The organism is Denitromonas iodatirespirans (assembly GCF_018524365.1).
Taxonomy (GTDB): domain Bacteria; phylum Pseudomonadota; class Gammaproteobacteria; order Burkholderiales; family Rhodocyclaceae; genus Nitrogeniibacter; species Nitrogeniibacter iodatirespirans.
Genome location: NZ_JAEKFT010000012.1, coordinates 65,954 through 84,244 on the forward strand (window position 1 = coordinate 65,954; position 18,291 = coordinate 84,244).

Sequence of the window (18,291 nt, forward strand, 5' to 3'; positions counted from 1 at the left end):
CGGATGCAATTCAAAACCCTTGAAGACTATGTCGGCGAAACACCGCTGGTGCGCCTGAAGCGGATCAACGCCGGCCATGGCAACGTGATTCTGGCCAAGCTGGAGGGCAACAATCCGGCCGGATCGGTCAAGGACCGCCCGGCGCTGTCGATGATCCTGCGCGCCGAGCTGGCCGGCCGGATCCATCCGGGCGATACGCTGATCGAGGCGACCAGCGGCAACACCGGCATCGCGCTGGCCATGGCGGCGGCGATCCGCGGCTACCGGATGATTCTGGTGATGCCCGAGAACCAGAGCGTCGAGCGGCGCCAGACCATGCGCGCCTTCGGCGCCGAGCTGGTGTTGACGCCGAAAGAGGGCGGCATGGAAGTGGCGCGCGACATGGCCACCCGCATGCGCGACGAGGGGCAGGGCGTGATCCTCGACCAGTTCGGCAACCCGGACAATCCCGAGGCGCATTTCGAGGGCACCGGGCCGGAACTGTGGCGCCAGACCGAGGGGCGCATCACCCATTTCGTCAGCTCCATGGGGACCACCGGCACCATCATGGGGACCTCGCGCTATCTCAAGCAGCAAAACCCCAATATCCAGATCATCGGCTGCGAACCGGCCGAAGGTGCGCAGATTCCCGGTATCCGCAAATGGCCGGAAGCCTACCTGCCGACCATCTACGATCCGTCGCGGGTCGACAGGATCGAGCCGGTCACCCAGGCCGATGCCGAAGAGATGACCCGCCGCCTGGCGCGTGAAGAAGGCATCTTCGCCGGCATTTCCTCCGGCGGCGCCATGCATGTGGCCCAACGGATCGCCAGCCAGGTGAGCGATGCCGTCATCGTCTCCATCGTCTGCGACCGGGGCGATCGTTATCTGTCGACGGGTGTGTTCCCCGCCTGAGCCCATGCCTTGGCGGCCTGTCTGGCTGAGGCGGGTCGGTCTTTGCCTGGCGCTGCTGCTGTGGGGGAGCGGGGCCGGGGCTGCGTTGCAGCTCGATATTGGCCGGATCGTATCGGGCGGCGCCACCGCCCGGGGCGTGACGCTGACGATCGACCAAGCGCGCGGCCAGATCCGTATCGCCCATCTCGATGTCGTCGGCCAGCGTTTCAACAATCTGCACCTCGAATGCCCCCGGCTGAGTCTGGCCGATGGCCGAATCCGCTGTCGCGACGGTCGTCTGCGCGGACTGCCGGCCTTGGCCGACGCGCGACTGGACCTTGACTATGCCACCGCGAGCCAGACCGGTGAGCTCGACATCCGTTTCGCGGCAGGCGGGCGGCTCGTGCTGCGATCCGGTAAAGCGCTCGGCGCGCAATTCACCCGCCTTCCCGTGGCCGATCTGGCGCGCTTTTGGGCGCCCGCCGGCGCCTGGCAGCCGACCGGGACGCTGAGCGGGCAGGCCCGTCTCGATGCGGGGAACCTGGAGATCAAGGCAACGCTTGACGCCGGCGGCTTTGCCGACGCCTCGGGCAACCATGCGGCCGAAGCCGTGGTGGCCGAGTTGCGGCTGACAGCGGATACCCGCAAAACGGGCTGGCGTTGGCGTGCCGAAGCGCGATGGGAGGCCGGGGGCCTGTTCTGGGATCCGGTCTTTGTGTCGCCTGTTGTCACGATTCGCGCGGAGGGGCAGCACGAAGGACCGCATCTGGACGTCGAAGAACTGCGCATCGAGGCGCCCGGGGTGCCCGATTTTCGCGCGCACGGACGTGTCGACCTCGATGCCTGGCGCCTCGTCGAGGGCGATCTGTCGTTGCAAGGGGCGGACCTGGCGGTCGTGGTGCCGCAGTTCGTGCTGCCATGGGTGGCGCCCGCGCAGACCGAACGTTGGCGTGTCGCCGGTGGCGCGGATCTTTCGCTCGCATGGCGCGACGGCGCGCTGCAGGCGGCGGAGCTGATCCTCGATCAGGCGGGTTTTGCCTATCTCGGTCAGCGCTTCCGGGTGGGGCCGCTGTCTGGTCGGGTACCCTGGCGTCGCGATGCTCCCGAGGCGGGCCTGCTGCGTGTCGACGGCTTGCACTGGCAACAGCTCGATTTTTCGCCGTTTGTTTTGAATCTCACCGTCGATCGCGACCGGGTGCTATTCGACCAAGCTCGCCTGCCGGTACTCGACGGCGCCCTGATCGTCGACGGCCTGGCGCTGGCGCGGACCGACGCGGGCTGGCGCGGCGAGGGGGCGCTGTTCATGGAGCCGGTATCGATGCGTGCGCTCACCGCGGCGCTCGACCTGCCGGAGATGGCAGGCACCTTGTCGGCCGCAATGCCTGGCCTGGTGGTCACGCCGCAGCGGGTGGGGCTGGAGGGCGCCTTGGTGATTGCCCTGTTCGACGGCTATGTGCAGGCCACCGGCGTGGAGGTGATCGACCCCTTCGGCCTGCTGCCGCGTTTGCAGGCCAATGTCACGGCCGAGCACCTGGATCTGGCGCAGCTGACCGAGACCTTTTCGTTTGGCGCCATCAGCGGATTTCTGGATGTGGAACTGGCCCATCTGCAGATGGCGGCCTGGCGCCCGGTGCGCTTCGAGGCCACAGTGCGCAGCACCCCTGGCGACTATCCCCGCCGTATCAGTCAGCGTGCCGTCGAGCACATCACCGCGCTCGGCGGCGCGGGGGCCGCAGCCGCCATCCAGCGCAGCTTCCTGCGTTTCTTCAACGATTTCGGTTACCGCGAGATCGGCCTGAGCTGCCGACTGGTGCGCGGCGTATGCCAGATGGAGGGGCTGGACGGCCCGGGGCCCGACGACGCACCGTTCGCCATCGTGCGCGGGGGCGGCATCCCGGCGCTGAACGTCATCGGCTACAATCGCCGCGTGGATTGGGAAGAATTCATCGCGCGGGTCAAGCGCGCGGTCGCCGGCGACACTGCGCCGGTCATCAAGTGAGGACACGAATGAAACGGGTATCGACGGCGACCGCCATGGTCGCGCTCAGTCTGGTCATGGCCGGCTGCGTGACGATCAACATCTATTTTCCGGCTGCCGCGGCCGAAAAGGCCGCCGACCGGATCATCGACGAAGTGTGGCAGCTGAAGCCCGGAGCCGAGGCCAAGGAAGGAGAAAGCGCCAAATGAAAGCAGCATGGAAATTCCTGATGGCCATGGGTTTGTTTGCCGCTACGCTGGTGTTCGCGCAGGGCAATCTCGAAGTCAACACGCCGGCGATCGCCGCGCTCAAAGCCTCGATGGCCGATCGCCATGCGCAGTTGGCGCCGCTGTATGCCTCGGGCGCCGTGGGTTTGAAGTCGGACGGATCGCTTGCCGTGCATGACGCCAACGCGGTGCCGCTGGCGCAGCGGAGCAAGCTCAACACGCTGGTCGCCGCCGAGAACAGCGACCGTGCGGCGCTCTATCGTGAAATTGCCGCAGCCAACGGCCATCCCGAATGGGCGGACGACATCCGGCGCACCTTCGCCCAGCGCTGGATCGACAAGGCGCCGAGCGGCTGGTGGGTGCAGGATCAACGAGGCTGGGCCCGCAAGTGAGCGCCGTCCTCATCTTCGACATCGAAACCATTCCCGACGTCGCTGGTCTGCGCCGTCTGCATGGGCTGCCGGACGATCTGGCCGATGACGAAGTGGCCGAACTGGCCATGCAGCGCCGGCGCGCCGCTACCGGCAACGATTTTTTGCCGCATTATCTGCAGCGCGTGGTCACCATTTCCTGCGTCTTTCGTGATGCGGCGCAGTTCAAGGTGTTTTCGCTCTCCGAGCCCGAGTCCGACGAAGCCGGCATCATCCAGCGCTTCTTCGACGGCGTCGAGCGCTATACGCCACAAATCATTTCCTGGAACGGCGGTGGTTTCGACCTGCCGGTGCTGCACTATCGCGGCATGCTCCATGGCGTGACCGCGCCACGTTACTGGGAGATGGGCGAGGGCGACTACCACGATGCGCGCGACTTCAAGTGGAACAACTACATCAGCCGCTATCACAGCCGGCATCTCGACCTGATGGATCTGCTGGCCATGTACCAGCCGCGCGCCAATGCGCCGCTCGACGATCTGGCCAAGCTGATGGGCTTTCCCGGCAAGCTCGGCATGGATGGCTCGGCGGTGTGGTCGGCCTACCAGGCCGGCAAGATCGACGAAATCCGGGACTACTGCGAGACCGACGTGGTCAACACTTATCTCGTCTATCTGCGTTTCCAGAAAATGCGCGGGGCGCTGACGGCGGATGCCTATGCCGAGGAACTGGCCGCGGTGCGAAGCAGTCTGTCTGCCATCGATGCCGAACACTGGCGGGCGTTTCTCGCCCAGTGGCCGGAAAACGGAGAGGGTTGAAATGGGAATTATCGGAACGATCCTGATTGGTCTGGTCGTGGGCTTGCTCGCCCGCTGGCTGCACCCCGGTCACGACCGCCTCGGGCTGATCATGACTGCCTTGCTCGGCATCGCCGGATCGGTGCTCGCCACCTTCGCCGGCCAGGCGCTCGGTTTGATTCGTATGGGCCAACCGGCGGGCTTTCTGGGGGCCTTGATCGGTGCCGTTGTCATCCTGTTTGTGTACACGCGAATTAAACGCTGAAAGTATTTGACAGGCGATTGGGTTGGGCTATAATTCGGCCTCCTTAGGCGCGTAGCTCAGCTGGTTAGAGCACCACCTTGACATGGTGGGGGTCGTTGGTTCGAGTCCAATCGCGCCTACCAAACATCTAAGGAGGGCAGCGTCGTGACTTTTCGAACTTGCACCGGTTGCATCAACTGAACAGGTCGAGTTTCACGGCGTTTGCGTTGCGAACGAAAAAAGTGCGGCTCAGACCGCACTTTTTTTTTTGCCCCAAAGGATTGAGTCATGCCGAAGATCACGCTCCCCGACGGTTCCGTTCGAAGTTACGAACAGCCGGTGACCGTCCTGGATGTCGCGGCCTCGATTGGTGAAGGCCTCGCGCGTGCGGCCCTGGCGGGCAAGGTCGACGGTGCCGTGGTCGATGTCTCCCATCGCATCGAGGACGATGCGATGCTGAGCATCATCACCGCCAAGGATCCCGACGGCCTCGAAGTGATCCGTCACTCCACGGCCCATCTGCTGGCCTATGCCGTCAAGGAACTCTATCCTGAGGCGCAGGTGACCATCGGGCCGGTGATCGAAAACGGCTTCTACTACGACTTTTCCTACGCACGCCCGTTCACGCCGGAAGATCTGACCAAGATCGAAGCGCGTATGCGCGAGCTGGCCAAGAAGGACCTGCCGGTGGTGCGCGAGGTCTGGCAGCGTGACGAGGCGGTGGCCTTCTTCAAGTCCATCGGCGAGAACTACAAGGCCGAGATCATTGCCTCGATTCCTCAGGATCAGGCCGTCTCGCTGTACCGCGAGGGCGACTTCGTCGATCTGTGCCGCGGCCCGCATGTGCCGTCGACCGGCAAGCTGAAAGTCTTCAAGCTGATGAAGGTGGCCGGTGCCTACTGGCGTGGCGACTCGAAGAACGAGATGCTGCAGCGGATCTACGGCACGGCCTGGGCCTCCAAGGATGACCAGGCGGCCTATCTGCACATGCTCGAAGAGGCCGAAAAGCGCGATCACCGCAAGATCGGCAAACAGCTCGACCTCTTCCACCTGCAGGACGAGGCGCCGGGCATGGTGTTCTGGCATCCGCTCGGCTGGACGCTGTGGCAGCAGGTCGAGCAGTACATGCGCAATGTGCTCAACGAGGCCGGCTATCGCGAAGTGAAGACCCCATTTATGATGGATCGCGCCCTGTGGGAGCGCTCCGGGCACTGGGAGAACTATCGCGAGCACATGTTCACCACCGAGTCGGAAAAGCGGGATTACGCCGTCAAGCCGATGAACTGCCCGGGGCATGTGGAAATCTTCAATCACGGCCTGCATTCCTACCGTGACCTGCCGCTGCGCCTGGCCGAGTTCGGCTCATGCCATCGCAACGAGCCCTCGGGTGCGCTGCATGGCTTGATGCGGGTGCGCGGTTTCGTGCAGGACGACGCCCATATTTTCTGCACCGAAGACCAAGTGGTCTCCGAGGTGCGCGACTTCAACGAATTGCTGATGCGCGTCTATCGCGATTTCGGCTTCAACGAGGTGGACGTCAAGCTGTCGCTGCGCCCAGAGAAGCGGGCGGGCGCCGATGCCGTGTGGGACAAAGCGGAAGCCGGTCTGCGCGAGGCGCTGGCATCGTCCGGCGTGCAATGGGAAGAACTCGAGGGTGAGGGCGCGTTCTATGGCCCGAAGATCGAATACCACGTCAAGGATGCGCTTGGCCGCTCCTGGCAGTGCGGCACCATGCAGCTCGATTTCGTGCTGCCGGAGCGCCTCGATGCCGAATATGTGACCGAGGAGAACACGCGTGCACGCCCGGTGATGCTGCACCGCGCCATCCTGGGGTCGATGGAGCGCTTCATCGGCATCCTGATCGAAAACCACGCCGGGCAATTCCCGTTCTGGCTGGCGCCGGTCCAGGCCGTCGTGATGAACATCTCGGAGCCGCAGAGCGATTATGTCAGGACGGTGACGAGCCGCCTTCAGAAAGCCGGTTTCCGGGTGGTTTCGGATTTGCGGAACGAGAAAATTACGTATAAAATCCGCGAACATAGCGTACGCCGACTGCCGTATCAGCTTGTCGTCGGAGACAAGGAAAAGGCGGAAGGTCTGGTCGCCGTGCGCGCCCGGGGTGGTCAAGACCTCGGTCAAATGTCCCTCGATTCGTTGATCGAGCGTTGGCAGCGGGAAGTCGCTTCGCGGGCCGGCACGGACTGATATTGTTCGAATTTTGGAGAGTTGAACCATCGCTCAGGAAAAGAAGCAGCGCGTTAATTCAGAAATTACCGCGCCGGAAGTGCGTCTGATTGACGCCGACGGGGAGCAGGCTGGTGTCGTGTCCATTCGTGCAGCACTGGCGATGGCCGACGAAGTGGGCCTGGATCTGGTAGAGATCGCTCCGCTGGCCGAACCGCCGGTTTGCCGCATCATGGATGTGGGCAAATTCAAGTATCAAAGCGCCAAGAAGGCGCATGAGGCGAAGCTCAAGCAGAAGCAGGTGCAGGTGAAGGAAGTCAAGCTGCGTCCGAGAACGGACGAGAACGACTACCAGATCAAGCTGCGCAATCTGAAGCGTTTCCTGGAAAATGGTGACAAGGTCAAGGTAACACTGCGCTTTCGTGGCCGGGAAATGGCCCATCAGGAATACGGCATGCGCCAACTCGAGCGCATCAAGGCCGACCTGATCGAGATGGCGAACGTGGAGCAGATGCCCAAGATGGAAGGGCGGCAGATGGTGATGATCATCGCGCCCAGCAAAAAGGCGTCTTAACGGTTTTTGCGCACTGCGCAAAAAAACAGGGGGGAGTGCAGGTCATTCCCTAAACAAGTGGAGCCGGGTAATAAAATACGCCATTGGCGTTACCTGGTGCCATGACATAACAGGAGCAGTCATGCCCAAGATGAAAACGAAGAGCGGCGCCGCAAAGCGTTTCAAGCTGCGCGCCGGCGGTGGCATCAAGCGTGCCCAGGCGTTCAAGCGTCACATTCTGACCAAGAAGACCACCAAGGTGAAACGTCACCTGCGCGGTGTGCTGGAGGTTCATGAATCTGACGTCAAGATGGTTCGCGCCATGTTGCCTTACGCCTGATAGGAGAAGAAGATGCCCCGAGTCAAACGTGGTGTAACCGCTCGCGCCCGTCACAAGAAAGTCCTGGCCCAGGCCAAGGGCTACCGTGGTCGCCGCAAGAACGTCTATCGCATCGCCAAACAGGCGGTGATGAAAGCCGGTCAGTATCAGTATCGTGACCGTCGTCAACGCAAGCGTCAGTTCCGCGCCCTGTGGATCGCCCGTATCAACGCGGCCGCCCGGGAACTGGGTCTGACCTACAGCGTGTTCATGAACGGCCTGAAGAAAGCCGCGATTGAAGTGGACCGCAAGGTCCTGGCTGATCTGGCTGTGTTCGACAAGCCGGCGTTTGCCGTGCTGGTGGATCAGGCCAAGGCCAAGCTTGCTGCATAAGTAGATGCAGCTCAAAGAAAGGAGGCCTAGCCTCCTTTTTTTTTCTGAACAGAACTATGGCCCGTGTTCATGAATGACCTCGACTCTCTCGTAGCACAGGCAAGCGCGGACTTCGCGAATGCCGCCGATGCTGCCCAGCTGGATGTCGCCAAGTCGCGATATCTCGGCAAGGGTGGTGCCATCACCCTGCAGATGAAGACGCTCGGCCAGCTGGCGCCGGATGAGCGCCGCGCGGCGGGTGCCCGCATCAACGCCGCCAAGGACCTCATCGAGGCCGCGCTCGACGCGCGCCGCGAGGCGATCCGCGATGCTGCGCTGGCCAGGCAGCTGTCGGCCGAGGCGCTGGATGTTACGCTGCCCGGGCGAGGCATGGGCAAGGGCGGCCTGCATCCGGTGAGTCGCACGTTGGAGCGCATCGAGGCGCTGTTCCGTTCGATCGGTTTCGAAGTGGCCGACGGCCCCGAGATCGAGACCGACTTCCTGAACTTCACCGCCCTGAACACGCCGGAGAACCACCCCGCGCGCTCGATGCACGACACCTTCTATCTCGAAGGCGCCGAGGACGTCCTGTTGCGCACGCATACCAGCCCGGTGCAGGTGCGTACGATGCTCGATCACGTGGCGCGCTATGGTGATCGCGAGCACATGCCCGAGATCCGGGTGATCATCCCCGGGCGTGTCTATCGGGTCGATTCCGACGCGACACACTCGCCGATGTTCCATCAGGTCGAAGGCCTGTGGGTGGGCGAGAGCATCAGCTTTGCCGACCTCAAGGGCGTGATCGCCGACTTCTTGCGCAAGTTCTTCGAGACCGACGATCTCCAGGTCCGCTTCCGGCCCTCGTTCTTCCCCTTCACCGAGCCCAGCGCGGAGATCGATGTCGCCTTCATGCATGGCGAGATGAAAGGCCGCTGGCTCGAGATCGCCGGCTGCGGCATGGTGCATCCGAACGTGCTGCGCCATGGCGGTATCGATCCGGAGCGTTACACCGGCTTTGCCTTCGGCATGGGGCCGGACCGGCTCACCATGCTGCGGTATGGCATCAACGACCTGCGCCTGTTCTTCGAAGGCGATCTGCGTTTCCTCGGCCAATTCAGGTAAGCGAACATGCAATTCTCAGAACAATGGTTGCGCCATTTCGTCGATCCGCGCATGGACAGCGAGGCGCTCGGTCAGCTGCTGACCATGGCCGGCCTGGAAGTGGAGGAGATGAACGCTGTCGGCGGCGTGTTCACTTCCGTCGTGGTGGGTCACATCCTGTCGACCGAAAAGCACCCGGATGCCGACCGGCTCAAGGTGTGCCAGGTCGACGCCGGGCTCGACGCGCCCTTGCAGATCGTGTGCGGCGCACCCAATGCCGAAGCCGGCATGAAGGTGCCCTGCGCGGTGGTCGGCGCCCAGCTGCCCGGTTTTGAAATCAAGAAAGCCAAGCTGCGCGGTGTGGCCTCTCACGGCATGCTGTGCTCGGCGCGCGAGCTCGGCCTCTCCGACGAACACGCCGGCCTGCATGTGCTGCCGGCGGATGCGCCGGTGGGGCAGGACGTGCGTACGCTGCTCGGCCTCGACGACACCGTCTTCGTCATCAAGCTGACACCGAACCGCGCCGACTGCCTGAGCCTGGTCGGCGTGGCACGCGAAGTTGCCGCGCTGCTCGACCTGCCGCTGAACCTGCCGGACCTGACGCCGGTGGTGCCGGCCATCGACGACATCCGCCCGATCGTGCTGGATGCGCCGGCCGCCTGCCCACGCTTCTGCGGCCGCGTCATCCGTGGCGTCGATGCCCGCGCCAAGACGCCCGAGTGGATGGTGCGCCGGCTTGAGCGCAGCGGTATCCGTGCCATCAGCGCACTGGTCGACATCACCAACTACGTGATGCTCGAGCTGGGTCAGCCCCTGCATGCCTATGACAACGACCGCCTCGACGGGACGGTCCGTGCGCGCCTGGCTCAGCCCGGCGAGCAACTGCTGTTGCTCAACGAGCAGACCATCGACCTGGACGCCGGCACGCTGGTGATCGCCGACGATGCCCGGGTGCTCGGCATGGCCGGCATCATGGGGGGCGAGGAGAGCGGCATTTCGCTCGACACCCGCGACATGTTCCTCGAGGCGGCATTCTTCGCCCCCGAAGCGATCGCCGGGCGTGCGCGCGAATACGGCTTCGGTTCCGACGCCTCGCATCGTTTCGAACGCGGTGTCGATTTCGACCTGTCGCCCAAAGCGCTGGAGCGTGCGACCGCGCTGATTCTCGAGATTTGCGGCGGCCAGGCGGGCCCGGCGGTGCAGGCCGAAAGCGCCGAGCATCTGCCGGCGCGCCCGGCCGTCACCCTGCGCCCGGCGCGTGCGCGCCGCGTGTTGGGTATCGATCTGAGCGACGAGGCGATGGCCAATCTGCTGGCCCGCGTGCATCTCGACGTCGAGCGCGATGGCGACACCTTCCGCGTCACACCGCCGTCCTATCGCTTCGACATCGAGATCGAAGAGGATCTGGTCGAAGAGCTGGCCCGTCTGCATGGCTACGACAACATCCCGGCGCCGGCGCCGACCGGCCACCTGGCCATGCTCGACCGGCCGGAAGACCGCCGCGATCTATGGCAGGTCAAACGCATGGTGGCCGATCGCGAATACCAGGAGGTCGTCACCTACGCCTTCATCGAGGAAGCCTGGGAGCGCGACTTCTGCGGCAACACACAGCCCATCCGCCTGGCCAACCCGATCGCCAGCCAGATGAACGTCATGCGCAGCAGCCTGATCCCCGGGCTGATCGGCACCTTGCTGACCAACCGCAAACGGCAGAACCCACGCGTGCGCATCTTCGAAACCGGCCGATGCTTCCGCATCGATCCGGCCGGGCAACCGGTGGCTGGCTATGACCAGCCGGTGCGTCTCGGCCTGCTGGCAGCGTCCGGCGTGGCGCCCGAACAGTGGGGTGTGGCGCAGCGCAATGTCGATTTCTACGACCTCAAGGGCGACCTCGAAGCCTTGTTCGCACCGCGGGTGCTGAGCTTCGAAGCGGCCGAGCATCCCGCGCTTCACCCGGGGCGCAGTGCCCGGATCCTGTGCGAAGGGCGTGCCATCGGTTTCCTCGGCGAGATCCATCCGAAGTGGGTCCAGAACTACGAACTGGGGACGGCGCCGGTGGTCTGCGAAGTCGACACTCAAGCCCTCCTGGCTGCCGATCTGCCGGTCTACTCGGCGATTTCCCGCCAGCCGGCCGTGGTCCGTGACATGGCCCTGGTGGTGGCCAATTCGGTCGCCGCGATGCCCTTGATGGCTGCGCTCAAGCAGGCCGCTCCGGCGATCGTGCGCGATGTTCAGCTGTTCGATGTGTACCAAGGCAAAGGGGTCGACCCGGACAAAAAGAGCCTTGCTTTCAGGGTGTTGATGCAAGATACTCAACGAACCCTTGAAGACGCCGAGGTGGACGCTGCGGTGGCAGCGCTGGTCCAGTGCGCTCAAGCGCAATTCAATGCCGCCCTGCGTGGATAAGGTTAGTGAGCATGACGTTAACAAAGGCCGAACTGGCCGATCTGCTGTTTGAGCAGGTCGGTTTGAACAAGCGCGAATCGAAAGACATGGTTGAGGGGTTCTTCGAAGAAATTCGCACCGCATTGGAACGTGGAGATTGTGTGAAGTTGTCGGGTTTCGGCAACTTCCAGCTGCGCGACAAGCCGCAGCGCCCCGGTCGGAATCCCAAGACCGGGGAAGAAATCCCCATCACCGCGCGCCGTGTCGTGACCTTTCATGCCAGCCAGAAGCTGAAATCCGCCGTGGAAAAGCTGAGCCATGCAGGAAAGTCCTAATCCGGAAGGCGACGTCGAACTCCCGCCGATTCCCGCCAAACGGTATTTCACCATCGGCGAGGTCAGCGATCTGTGTGCCGTCAAACCGCATGTGCTGCGCTACTGGGAGCAGGAGTTCACCCAGCTCAAGCCGGTCAAGCGGCGCGGCAACCGGCGCTACTACCAGCATCATGAAGTCCGCCTGATCCGGAAAATCCGCGAACTGCTCTATCGCGACGGCTTCACCATTTCCGGCGCCCGCAATCAGCTCAACGCCTCGGCGATCCACGCCCAGGAAGACGCTGAACAGGCGGTCGAATTGCGCGCCAGCATTGTCCAGGCGCGCGAAATGCTGACCGAGCTGCTGGACGACTTGAAGCGCTGAGAAAAAATTTAGCGTTGCGGAATTGTGGTTTCAAATTCAGCTGCTATAATTCCGCTCCTGTGTCGGGGCGTAGCGCAGCCTGGTAGCGCACTTGCATGGGGTGCAAGGGGTCGCGAGTTCGAATCCCGCCGCCCCGACCAATAAAAACAGACAAAAAGGCCAGTCTTCGGACTGGCCTTTTTGTATTGGCGTTTTCCGTTTCGGACGATGCGGCCCACCGCGTCGAGAAGTGTTCTCGGCATCGGGCGATCCAAGAAAATTCGCATGTGTTGACGCTTCAGCCGTCTTTTCTTGCGGCTCGACCGCATGCCCCCGTCGTCTCGGGGTTTTCATCGCCGTTCCGCCGGTGCATGCTGGCCCCTGAGAGAACGCGCTCTGGGGATGCCGGTGTCGGGAATCTTCATCAGCCACAGCAGTCGTGACAACGCCGCGGCCGAGGACTTGGCCGAGCGCTTGCGCGCGCAGGGCTATCAGTCGCTGTTTCTCGATTTCGACCCGGCCGACGGGATTCCCGCCGGGCGGCACTGGGAGCGCGAGATCTACGCCCGGCTGCGAAGCTGCAGCGGTGTGGTGGTGCTGTGCAGTGCGCATTCGATGGCCTCCGACTGGTGCTTTGCCGAGATGACCCATGCGCGCGCCTTGGGCAAGCAACTGTTCCCCCTGATCATCGACGACTGCGAGCTGCGCGCCGTGCTGCTCGACACCCAGGCCGTGGATCTGCGGCCGGATGCCGAGGCCGGCTATGCGCGGCTGTGGGCCGGTATGCGCAGCGCCGGTTTGGACCCGACCGACAGTTTCGACTGGGACATTCGTCGCCCGCCGTATCCCGGGCTGACGCCGTTCGAGGCTGACGATGCGGCCGTCTACTTCGGCCGCGAGGACGACCGGCGCCGTTGTCTCGACACCCTGGCCCAGATGCGGCGCTATGGCGGCGACCGTTTGTTGATCGTGGTCGGTGCCTCGGGTAGCGGCAAGTCGTCGCTGGTGCGTGCCGGGGTGATCCCCAAGCTGCGCCAGATGCCTGGCTGGCAGGTGCTCGGGCCGATGCGGCCGCTGCGTCAGCCCGTGGAGGCCCTGGCCAAGGTGTTGCCCGACGGCGCGCGCGAGCGCTTCGGGGGTGAGGCAGGCGCCCGGGCGCTGGCGATGGCCATGGCCGGTGAGGCCGACGAGCGGCCGGCAACGCTGCTGGTCGTCGATCAGCTCGAAGAACTCGTGACCACCAGCGAGGTCGGCGCGGCGGCGCGCTTTGTCGAACTGCTGCAGGCGGCGCTCGCCGACGCGGCCTGCGACCTGTATTGCCTGGCGACCTTGCGCTCGGATTATCTGGCCGCGCTGCAGACGCATTCCGCCTGGGGGCAGGTGCCGTTTCGCGAGATGTCGCTCGGCCCCATGACGCTTAGGCACTTCGCCGAGATCATCGCCAAGCCCGCCGAGGTGGCCGGCATCGAGCTGGAGCCCGGCCTGGTCGAAACCCTGGTGCAGGACACCGGTACGGCCGATGCCTTGCCCTTGCTCGCCTTCGCGCTCAATCGCCTGTGGCGTGATTTCGGGCAGGACGGCACCATCACGCTGGCCGAATACACGGACCGGATCGGTGGCCTCGCCGGGGCGATCGGCCAGGAGGCCGACGCCGTGCTCGCGGCGCTCAAGCCGACGTCGGCCCAGCTGGCCGATCTTCAGCGCGCTTTTCGCCAGATGGTGCGTGTCGATCCGGAGGGCCGCTACACCCGGCGCAGCGTGCATTGGCAGGATATTCCCGAGGCTGTCCATCCGCTCATGGAAGCCTTCGTCAAGGCGCGTCTGCTGGTGGCCGGACACGACGCGGCGAGTGACGACCAGCCCGAGGCGCGCACGCTCGAAGTGGCGCACGAGGCGCTGTTTCGCGCCTGGGGTCGGCTCAAGCGCTGGCTGGATGAGGATCGCGCCTTTCTGCTGTGGCGCCAGCATGTTCGACCCGAGGCGCAGGCCTGGCAGGGCGCGCCGCGGGACCCGGGCCTGCTGCTGCGCGGCGGGCCGCTGGCCGAGGCGCGGCGCTGGCAGCGCGAGCGGGGCGACGAGCTGGGCGATGAGCTGCAGGCCTTCATCGCCGCCAGCCGCAAGGCGGCGCAACGCACGCGTCTTCGCCGGCGGCTGATCGAAGCGGGTGTCACCTTGGGGCTGGTGGCCATGGCCGGGCTGGGGGTGGCGCTGTGGCAACAGCATCAGGAGACGCAGGCCCAGCTGGTCAACAGCTACTGGAGCGGTGCCGTCTCGGCCCGCGATGCCGGCGGCGATGCGCTCAAGGCGGCGCACTATTTTGCCCGCGCGGCCGATCTGAGCGAATCGGCCGATCAGCGCACGAACGCGCTCGTGGCCGCCGGCGCGCTCAGCGGCGGCCTCGAGCTTGCCGCCATGTTCTCGTTGCCACACTCGCCGGATGCCGTCGTGGTGAGCCCGGCGGGCGCGGTGTTGTTGTCGTGGGCTGGGCCGGCGGTGAGGCTCGACGATCTGCGCAGCGCCCGGATGCTGGCCAGCAAGACCCATGACGCGCCCGTGGCCCAGGCCGTGTTGACGGCCGACCAGCAGGTGGTCTCGCGCGATATGGCCGGCAGCGTTTGGCTATGGGGCGGCACGCCAGCGGCGCGTGAGTTGGCGCCGCATGGCGTGGCCGGCATGGCGGTGGACGACGCGGGCCGTCATCTGCTCGCCTGGAGCGCGGGGGCGGTGCAGGTGTGGGCGTTGCCGACGGGAGAATCCCTCGGTCGGCTGGCGCTCCCGCAAGCGCCCGACGGGGCGCGTTTCATCGACGGGCAAACCGTGGTGGCATGGGCGGCAGACGGCCGGTTCTGGCGCTGGCGCGTCGGCACCGTCGAGCCGCAGGCGACATGGGCGTCGAACTGCGCGGTGCGCGGCGTGGTGCCGGGCGAGGGCGGCGAGCTGCTCAGTTGGTGCGACACGGCGTTGCTGCGACATGAGGCTTTGGCGGGGCGTGTCGCGGCACGCTGGGCGTCGCCCGAGACGATCGATGGGGCGCGCTGGGTGCCGGGCCGGGCACTGGTGTTGTCCTGGAACACGGCGCGTGGGCGGCTGCGCCTGTGGCGGGCCGAGGATGGCGCGCCGAGTGTGGGCGATGCCCTGGCGCGGGCCGGCAGCATTGCGCGGGTGCTCGTCACCCCGGACGGGTCGCGCTTCGTCACCAGTGGCGCGGGCGGCGATGTCGAGACCTGGGAGGTGGGCGAAGAGGCGCCGGCCGCGCGCGCGACCCATGGTCGGGGCGAGGCGCTGGTGAAGGCGGCGCTCGATGCCTCGGGCACACGCGTGCTGGCATGGAGCGCCGCGGCCGGGGCGCGGCTGTGGGACACCGACACCATGACGCCGCTGAGCCTCCCCCTGCGTCACGATGCCCGCCTCGCGGGCGCCGCGTTCTTCGATGCCGGCGAGGGTGTCGTCACCTGGGCCGAGGACGCCAGCATGCGCGTGTGGCGGCGTCATCCCGACCGCGAACTGACCACTCCGACGGCCCCGCCGGCCGGCAATGGCCGTGCGCCCGGCCCGACGCCGCCGGACGCCGCGCTCAAGGCCCGGCTCGACGCACTCGGCCTGCATGGCTACCAGGTGTTCGACCGGCGCGAAAACGACGCGCTGGTCGGCACGGGCCCGCTGGCGCGTCGTCTCGGGCCGGACGATGTCGTCTCGGCACCGCTCACGCTGGCCGAGGGGGTCGGCGGCGGCGCGCTGCTGCCGGACGGGCAGGTGGTGCTGTGGGGCAATACCACCGTGCAACTGTGGGATGGCACGAACGGGCAGCCGCTCACCGCGCTGCTGCGCGCCGACGTGCTCTATCCCGACGGTGTTCGCGTGGATACGGACTTGCTGAGCTGGACCGACGAGCGCGCACGCCGTTGGCGGTGGCCGGTACCGGACACCGCCGGCACGAGCGCACAGCAGTGGCTGGCCCGAAGCAGCGCAACGCAGATGGACGCGCAGGGTGCCATCACGGTGCTGACGCGCGCGCGCTGGTGCGCCTTGCCGCGTGCGACGCCGCCGGCGGGCTGCGCCGACGCCGTGCCCGGCTCAGCGCACCTGGACCAGTGACTCGGACCACGCCCCGATCCAGTCGCCGCCGTCGTCCCACACCCGCACCTGCAACTGGTGGCGACCCGTCGAGACACGGGCCTGCTCGTCCTGCCCGTTCCAGCGCTGCGCCTCGGAGCTGACGATGCGGCTGTCGCCCCGCACGGCACCGATGCGCTGGCCGTTCACATAGCGCTTGCGGGCGCCGTCCGGGGCCTGGGTGATGCGCATGTATTCGACCGAGGCATTGTCGAAATCCGAGCGTGACCGAAAGGCAAAGCGGGCCGTGTCGCCCTGGCGCGGGCGCATCGAGCCGGGGTCGAATTCCAGCTGGTCGACGGCGATCGAGCCGACCGCGCGCGGGCCGATGCCGATGCCGTGGACGGTGAAGTCGCCCAGCGTGTCGGCGCCGGTCTGCGGGTCGGCGGCGGTCATGGCGACGATGGCCGGCTTGAGGCGATCGCCCAGGAACGCCGGCAGGTCGAAGCGCAGCAGATGGCGCCCGAGGCCGAACTGGTCGAGCCGGTAGGTGACGATCTCGGCGCCTGGGATGCTGATGCGCAGCTGCACGCGCCCCGGCCGGTGCTGGGCGTAGTCGACCACGATCGGCCAGCCGCCGCGCACCAGGGCGCGAATGCCGAAGGCGCTGCCGTTGAACTGCGTCGGCAATTGCGGCCCGTCGCGCAGCAGCTGCTGCACGCCTTCGCCGTCATCGCGCGCCTGTTCTTTCTCGGCGTTCAGATGCCGGTTGATCGCGAACAGTGCCACCGCGCCGACGATCACGGCGGGGATCAACCAGTTGTTGCCGCCGCCATCGTCGTCGCCTTGTGGGGTGTAGTTCGATGGCGGAGGGCTCGGCGGTGGCGGTGGTGTCGTCGACGGCGTCGAACTGGGCGGATAGTGGGACGGCGGGTAGGAGGATTGCGCCCATCCCGTCGTGGGCACGCACAGTGCCGCTGCGAGTGCCAGGCACAGCCCTTTGCGCCAGTGTCCTAAGTTCATGACAGGCCTCCTGATCCCCCGGGCGCCTAGATCGCCTGGCCGGCGATGTCGAGCTCCTCGCTGCCGGGCGACTTGCAGGCGACGCCTTCCATGACTTCGCGGCGGCCGTCGATAGTCACCACCTGGTCGAAGCGGCGGCATTGCTTGTCGCCCTGGGTGTAGAAGTCGGAGGTCGGCGTCACGGCGAAGGCGTGCTGGGTCTCGTTGTTGCGCCAGCTCACCGTCTGGCCGCGCGGCGCCTCCTTGAGGGTCTCGGCCAGGCGCTTGCGATCGGCGTCGTCCATGTACTGACCGATCATGCGGCCGACCGCGGCGCCCACCAGGGCGCCGATGATCGTGCCACCGGCGCCGCCGTCGTCCACCTGATGGCCCAGAATGCCACCCAGGAGGCCGCCCAGCGCCGTGCCGACATCGCGCTTGTTGGTCGACTCGCAGCCGCCGGTGACCAGGGCGACGGCCACCGCCGCCGAGGCGGCAAGGCGCGCAGACGATCGACGCATGAGATCCCCCTCCGTTGTACCGGACCGTACCTTCCGCACTGCGCCAGGGCCGTGCGGAAGGCGCGGCGGATGCGAAATACATCCTTGTACTTGTTATAGATAGCGAATGGCGCCATGTAACGGTTCGTCGCCCGGTGCTGGGGCCAGCGGCCTGTCGACACGACTCACTCAATTGGCTGGCGACCGAGATACTGCAGGTAGGCCACCAGCTCCCAGATCTGCTCCTCGGAGAAGGCGTCGCCCCAGGGCGGCATCACGTCGGCACCGGTGCGGCCTTTTGAAATGGTGTCGAAAGTCAGTTGAGGGCCGAGATCGGTGCGCCCCTTGAAGTCGGGCGCACGGCCGCCGACGCCTTCATGGCCGTGGCAATAGCCGGCGCAGGTCTTGGCGAAGCGCTTGCGCCCGGCCTCGATGCGTGCCGGGTCGCGAAGGTCCAAGGGCGGGCGAGTGGCGCTGGCGCGCACCGGATCGGCCGGCGGGGCGACGGCGAAACCGCTCGTGCTCATCGCCAGCGTCAGGCAGAAGGCGATCAGCGACTGGCGGCCGATCCGCGGGGGCAGGATCGTGAGAGAGGGGGCAAACCTTTTCCGGTTCATGGGTGACTCCGTTCGAATGAGGAAAAGGGCGGGCGGC

At 65.8% G+C, this 18,291-nt stretch carries 18 protein-coding genes and 2 tRNA genes; 17 read left to right on the forward strand and 3 right to left on the reverse strand.

The genetic code is table 11. The features are described from left to right. Positions 1-3 precede the first annotated feature (3 nt). From cysM to I8J34_RS12350, 17 genes are all read left to right on the forward strand, one after another. The gene (cysM, locus tag I8J34_RS12270) at positions 4-894 is read left to right on the forward strand and encodes a cysteine synthase CysM (RefSeq protein ID WP_214361700.1); all 891 of its coding nucleotides are present in this window, start codon (positions 4-6) and stop codon (positions 892-894) included. Beyond that, a complete protein-coding gene (locus I8J34_RS12275) occupies positions 824-2,872 on the forward strand; it encodes a hypothetical protein (RefSeq protein ID WP_214361701.1) in 2,049 nt (682 codons plus the stop codon). Before cysM ends, I8J34_RS12275 begins: the two co-directional genes overlap by 71 nt. A gap of 8 nt (positions 2,873-2,880) precedes the next feature. Beyond that, on the forward strand, positions 2,881-3,060 hold the full coding sequence (locus I8J34_RS12280) for a hypothetical protein (protein WP_214361702.1): 180 nt from the start codon (positions 2,881-2,883) through the stop codon (positions 3,058-3,060). Continuing rightward, a complete protein-coding gene (locus I8J34_RS12285) occupies positions 3,057-3,470 on the forward strand; it encodes a YdbL family probable chaperone protein (protein WP_214361703.1) in 414 nt (137 codons plus the stop codon). The genes I8J34_RS12280 and I8J34_RS12285 overlap by 4 nt, the downstream gene beginning before the upstream one ends. Next, entirely contained in the window at positions 3,467-4,267 is an 801-nt protein-coding gene (locus I8J34_RS12290; RefSeq protein WP_214361704.1) for a 3'-5' exonuclease, read from the forward strand. Before I8J34_RS12285 ends, I8J34_RS12290 begins: the two co-directional genes overlap by 4 nt. A gap of 1 nt (position 4,268) precedes the next feature. Further along, the gene (locus I8J34_RS12295; protein ID WP_214361705.1) at positions 4,269-4,511 is read left to right on the forward strand and encodes a GlsB/YeaQ/YmgE family stress response membrane protein; all 243 of its coding nucleotides are present in this window, start codon (positions 4,269-4,271) and stop codon (positions 4,509-4,511) included. Positions 4,512-4,556: 45 nt separating this feature from the next. Further along, positions 4,557-4,633: transfer RNA gene (locus tag I8J34_RS12300), tRNA-Val, on the forward strand. A gap of 145 nt (positions 4,634-4,778) precedes the next feature. Further along, complete coding sequence (gene thrS, locus I8J34_RS12305; protein ID WP_214361706.1) at positions 4,779-6,695, forward strand: threonine--tRNA ligase; 1,917 nt, start codon at positions 4,779-4,781, stop codon at positions 6,693-6,695. A gap of 28 nt (positions 6,696-6,723) precedes the next feature. After that, on the forward strand, positions 6,724-7,248 hold the full coding sequence (gene infC / locus I8J34_RS12310; RefSeq protein WP_214361759.1) for a translation initiation factor IF-3: 525 nt from the start codon (positions 6,724-6,726) through the stop codon (positions 7,246-7,248). Positions 7,249-7,369: 121 nt separating this feature from the next. Further along, the gene (gene rpmI / locus I8J34_RS12315; protein WP_214361707.1) at positions 7,370-7,567 is read left to right on the forward strand and encodes a 50S ribosomal protein L35; all 198 of its coding nucleotides are present in this window, start codon (positions 7,370-7,372) and stop codon (positions 7,565-7,567) included. A gap of 12 nt (positions 7,568-7,579) precedes the next feature. Continuing rightward, positions 7,580-7,939, forward strand: a complete 360-nt coding sequence (rplT, locus tag I8J34_RS12320; RefSeq protein ID WP_214361708.1) for a 50S ribosomal protein L20 — start codon at positions 7,580-7,582, stop codon at positions 7,937-7,939. Positions 7,940-8,008: 69 nt separating this feature from the next. Next, positions 8,009-9,040, forward strand: coding sequence for a phenylalanine--tRNA ligase subunit alpha (gene pheS / locus I8J34_RS12325; protein ID WP_214361709.1), 1,032 nt, complete (start codon positions 8,009-8,011; stop codon positions 9,038-9,040). Positions 9,041-9,046: 6 nt separating this feature from the next. Beyond that, positions 9,047-11,425 (forward strand): phenylalanine--tRNA ligase subunit beta, encoded by a 2,379-nt coding sequence (pheT, locus tag I8J34_RS12330; protein WP_214361710.1) that lies wholly within the window; start codon positions 9,047-9,049, stop codon positions 11,423-11,425. Between the two features lie 5 nt (positions 11,426-11,430). Continuing rightward, positions 11,431-11,739, forward strand: a complete 309-nt coding sequence (locus tag I8J34_RS12335; RefSeq protein WP_214361711.1) for an integration host factor subunit alpha — start codon at positions 11,431-11,433, stop codon at positions 11,737-11,739. Beyond that, positions 11,723-12,103, forward strand: coding sequence for a MerR family transcriptional regulator (locus tag I8J34_RS12340; RefSeq protein WP_214361712.1), 381 nt, complete (start codon positions 11,723-11,725; stop codon positions 12,101-12,103). The genes I8J34_RS12335 and I8J34_RS12340 overlap by 17 nt, the downstream gene beginning before the upstream one ends. Positions 12,104-12,166: 63 nt before the next feature. Beyond that, positions 12,167-12,243, forward strand: a tRNA-Pro gene (locus I8J34_RS12345). A 247-nt stretch (positions 12,244-12,490) separates the two neighbouring features. After that, complete coding sequence (locus tag I8J34_RS12350; RefSeq protein ID WP_214361713.1) at positions 12,491-16,177, forward strand: toll/interleukin-1 receptor domain-containing protein; 3,687 nt, start codon at positions 12,491-12,493, stop codon at positions 16,175-16,177. Here the strand turns inward: I8J34_RS12350 and I8J34_RS12355 are convergent. The 3 genes from I8J34_RS12355 to I8J34_RS12365 form a co-directional block, all read right to left on the reverse strand. Continuing rightward, the gene (locus tag I8J34_RS12355; RefSeq protein WP_214361714.1) at positions 16,157-17,158 is read right to left on the reverse strand and encodes a hypothetical protein; all 1,002 of its coding nucleotides are present in this window, start codon (positions 17,156-17,158) and stop codon (positions 16,157-16,159) included. The genes I8J34_RS12350 and I8J34_RS12355 overlap by 21 nt on opposite strands. A gap of 26 nt (positions 17,159-17,184) precedes the next feature. After that, positions 17,185-17,658 carry an RT0821/Lpp0805 family surface protein gene (locus tag I8J34_RS12360; RefSeq protein WP_214361715.1) on the reverse strand — a complete coding sequence of 158 codons (474 nt, stop codon included), beginning with the start codon at positions 17,656-17,658 and terminating at the stop codon, positions 17,185-17,187. Between the two features lie 164 nt (positions 17,659-17,822). After that, the gene (locus I8J34_RS12365; RefSeq protein WP_214361716.1) at positions 17,823-18,254 is read right to left on the reverse strand and encodes a c-type cytochrome; all 432 of its coding nucleotides are present in this window, start codon (positions 18,252-18,254) and stop codon (positions 17,823-17,825) included. Positions 18,255-18,291: the final 37 nt, after the last annotated feature.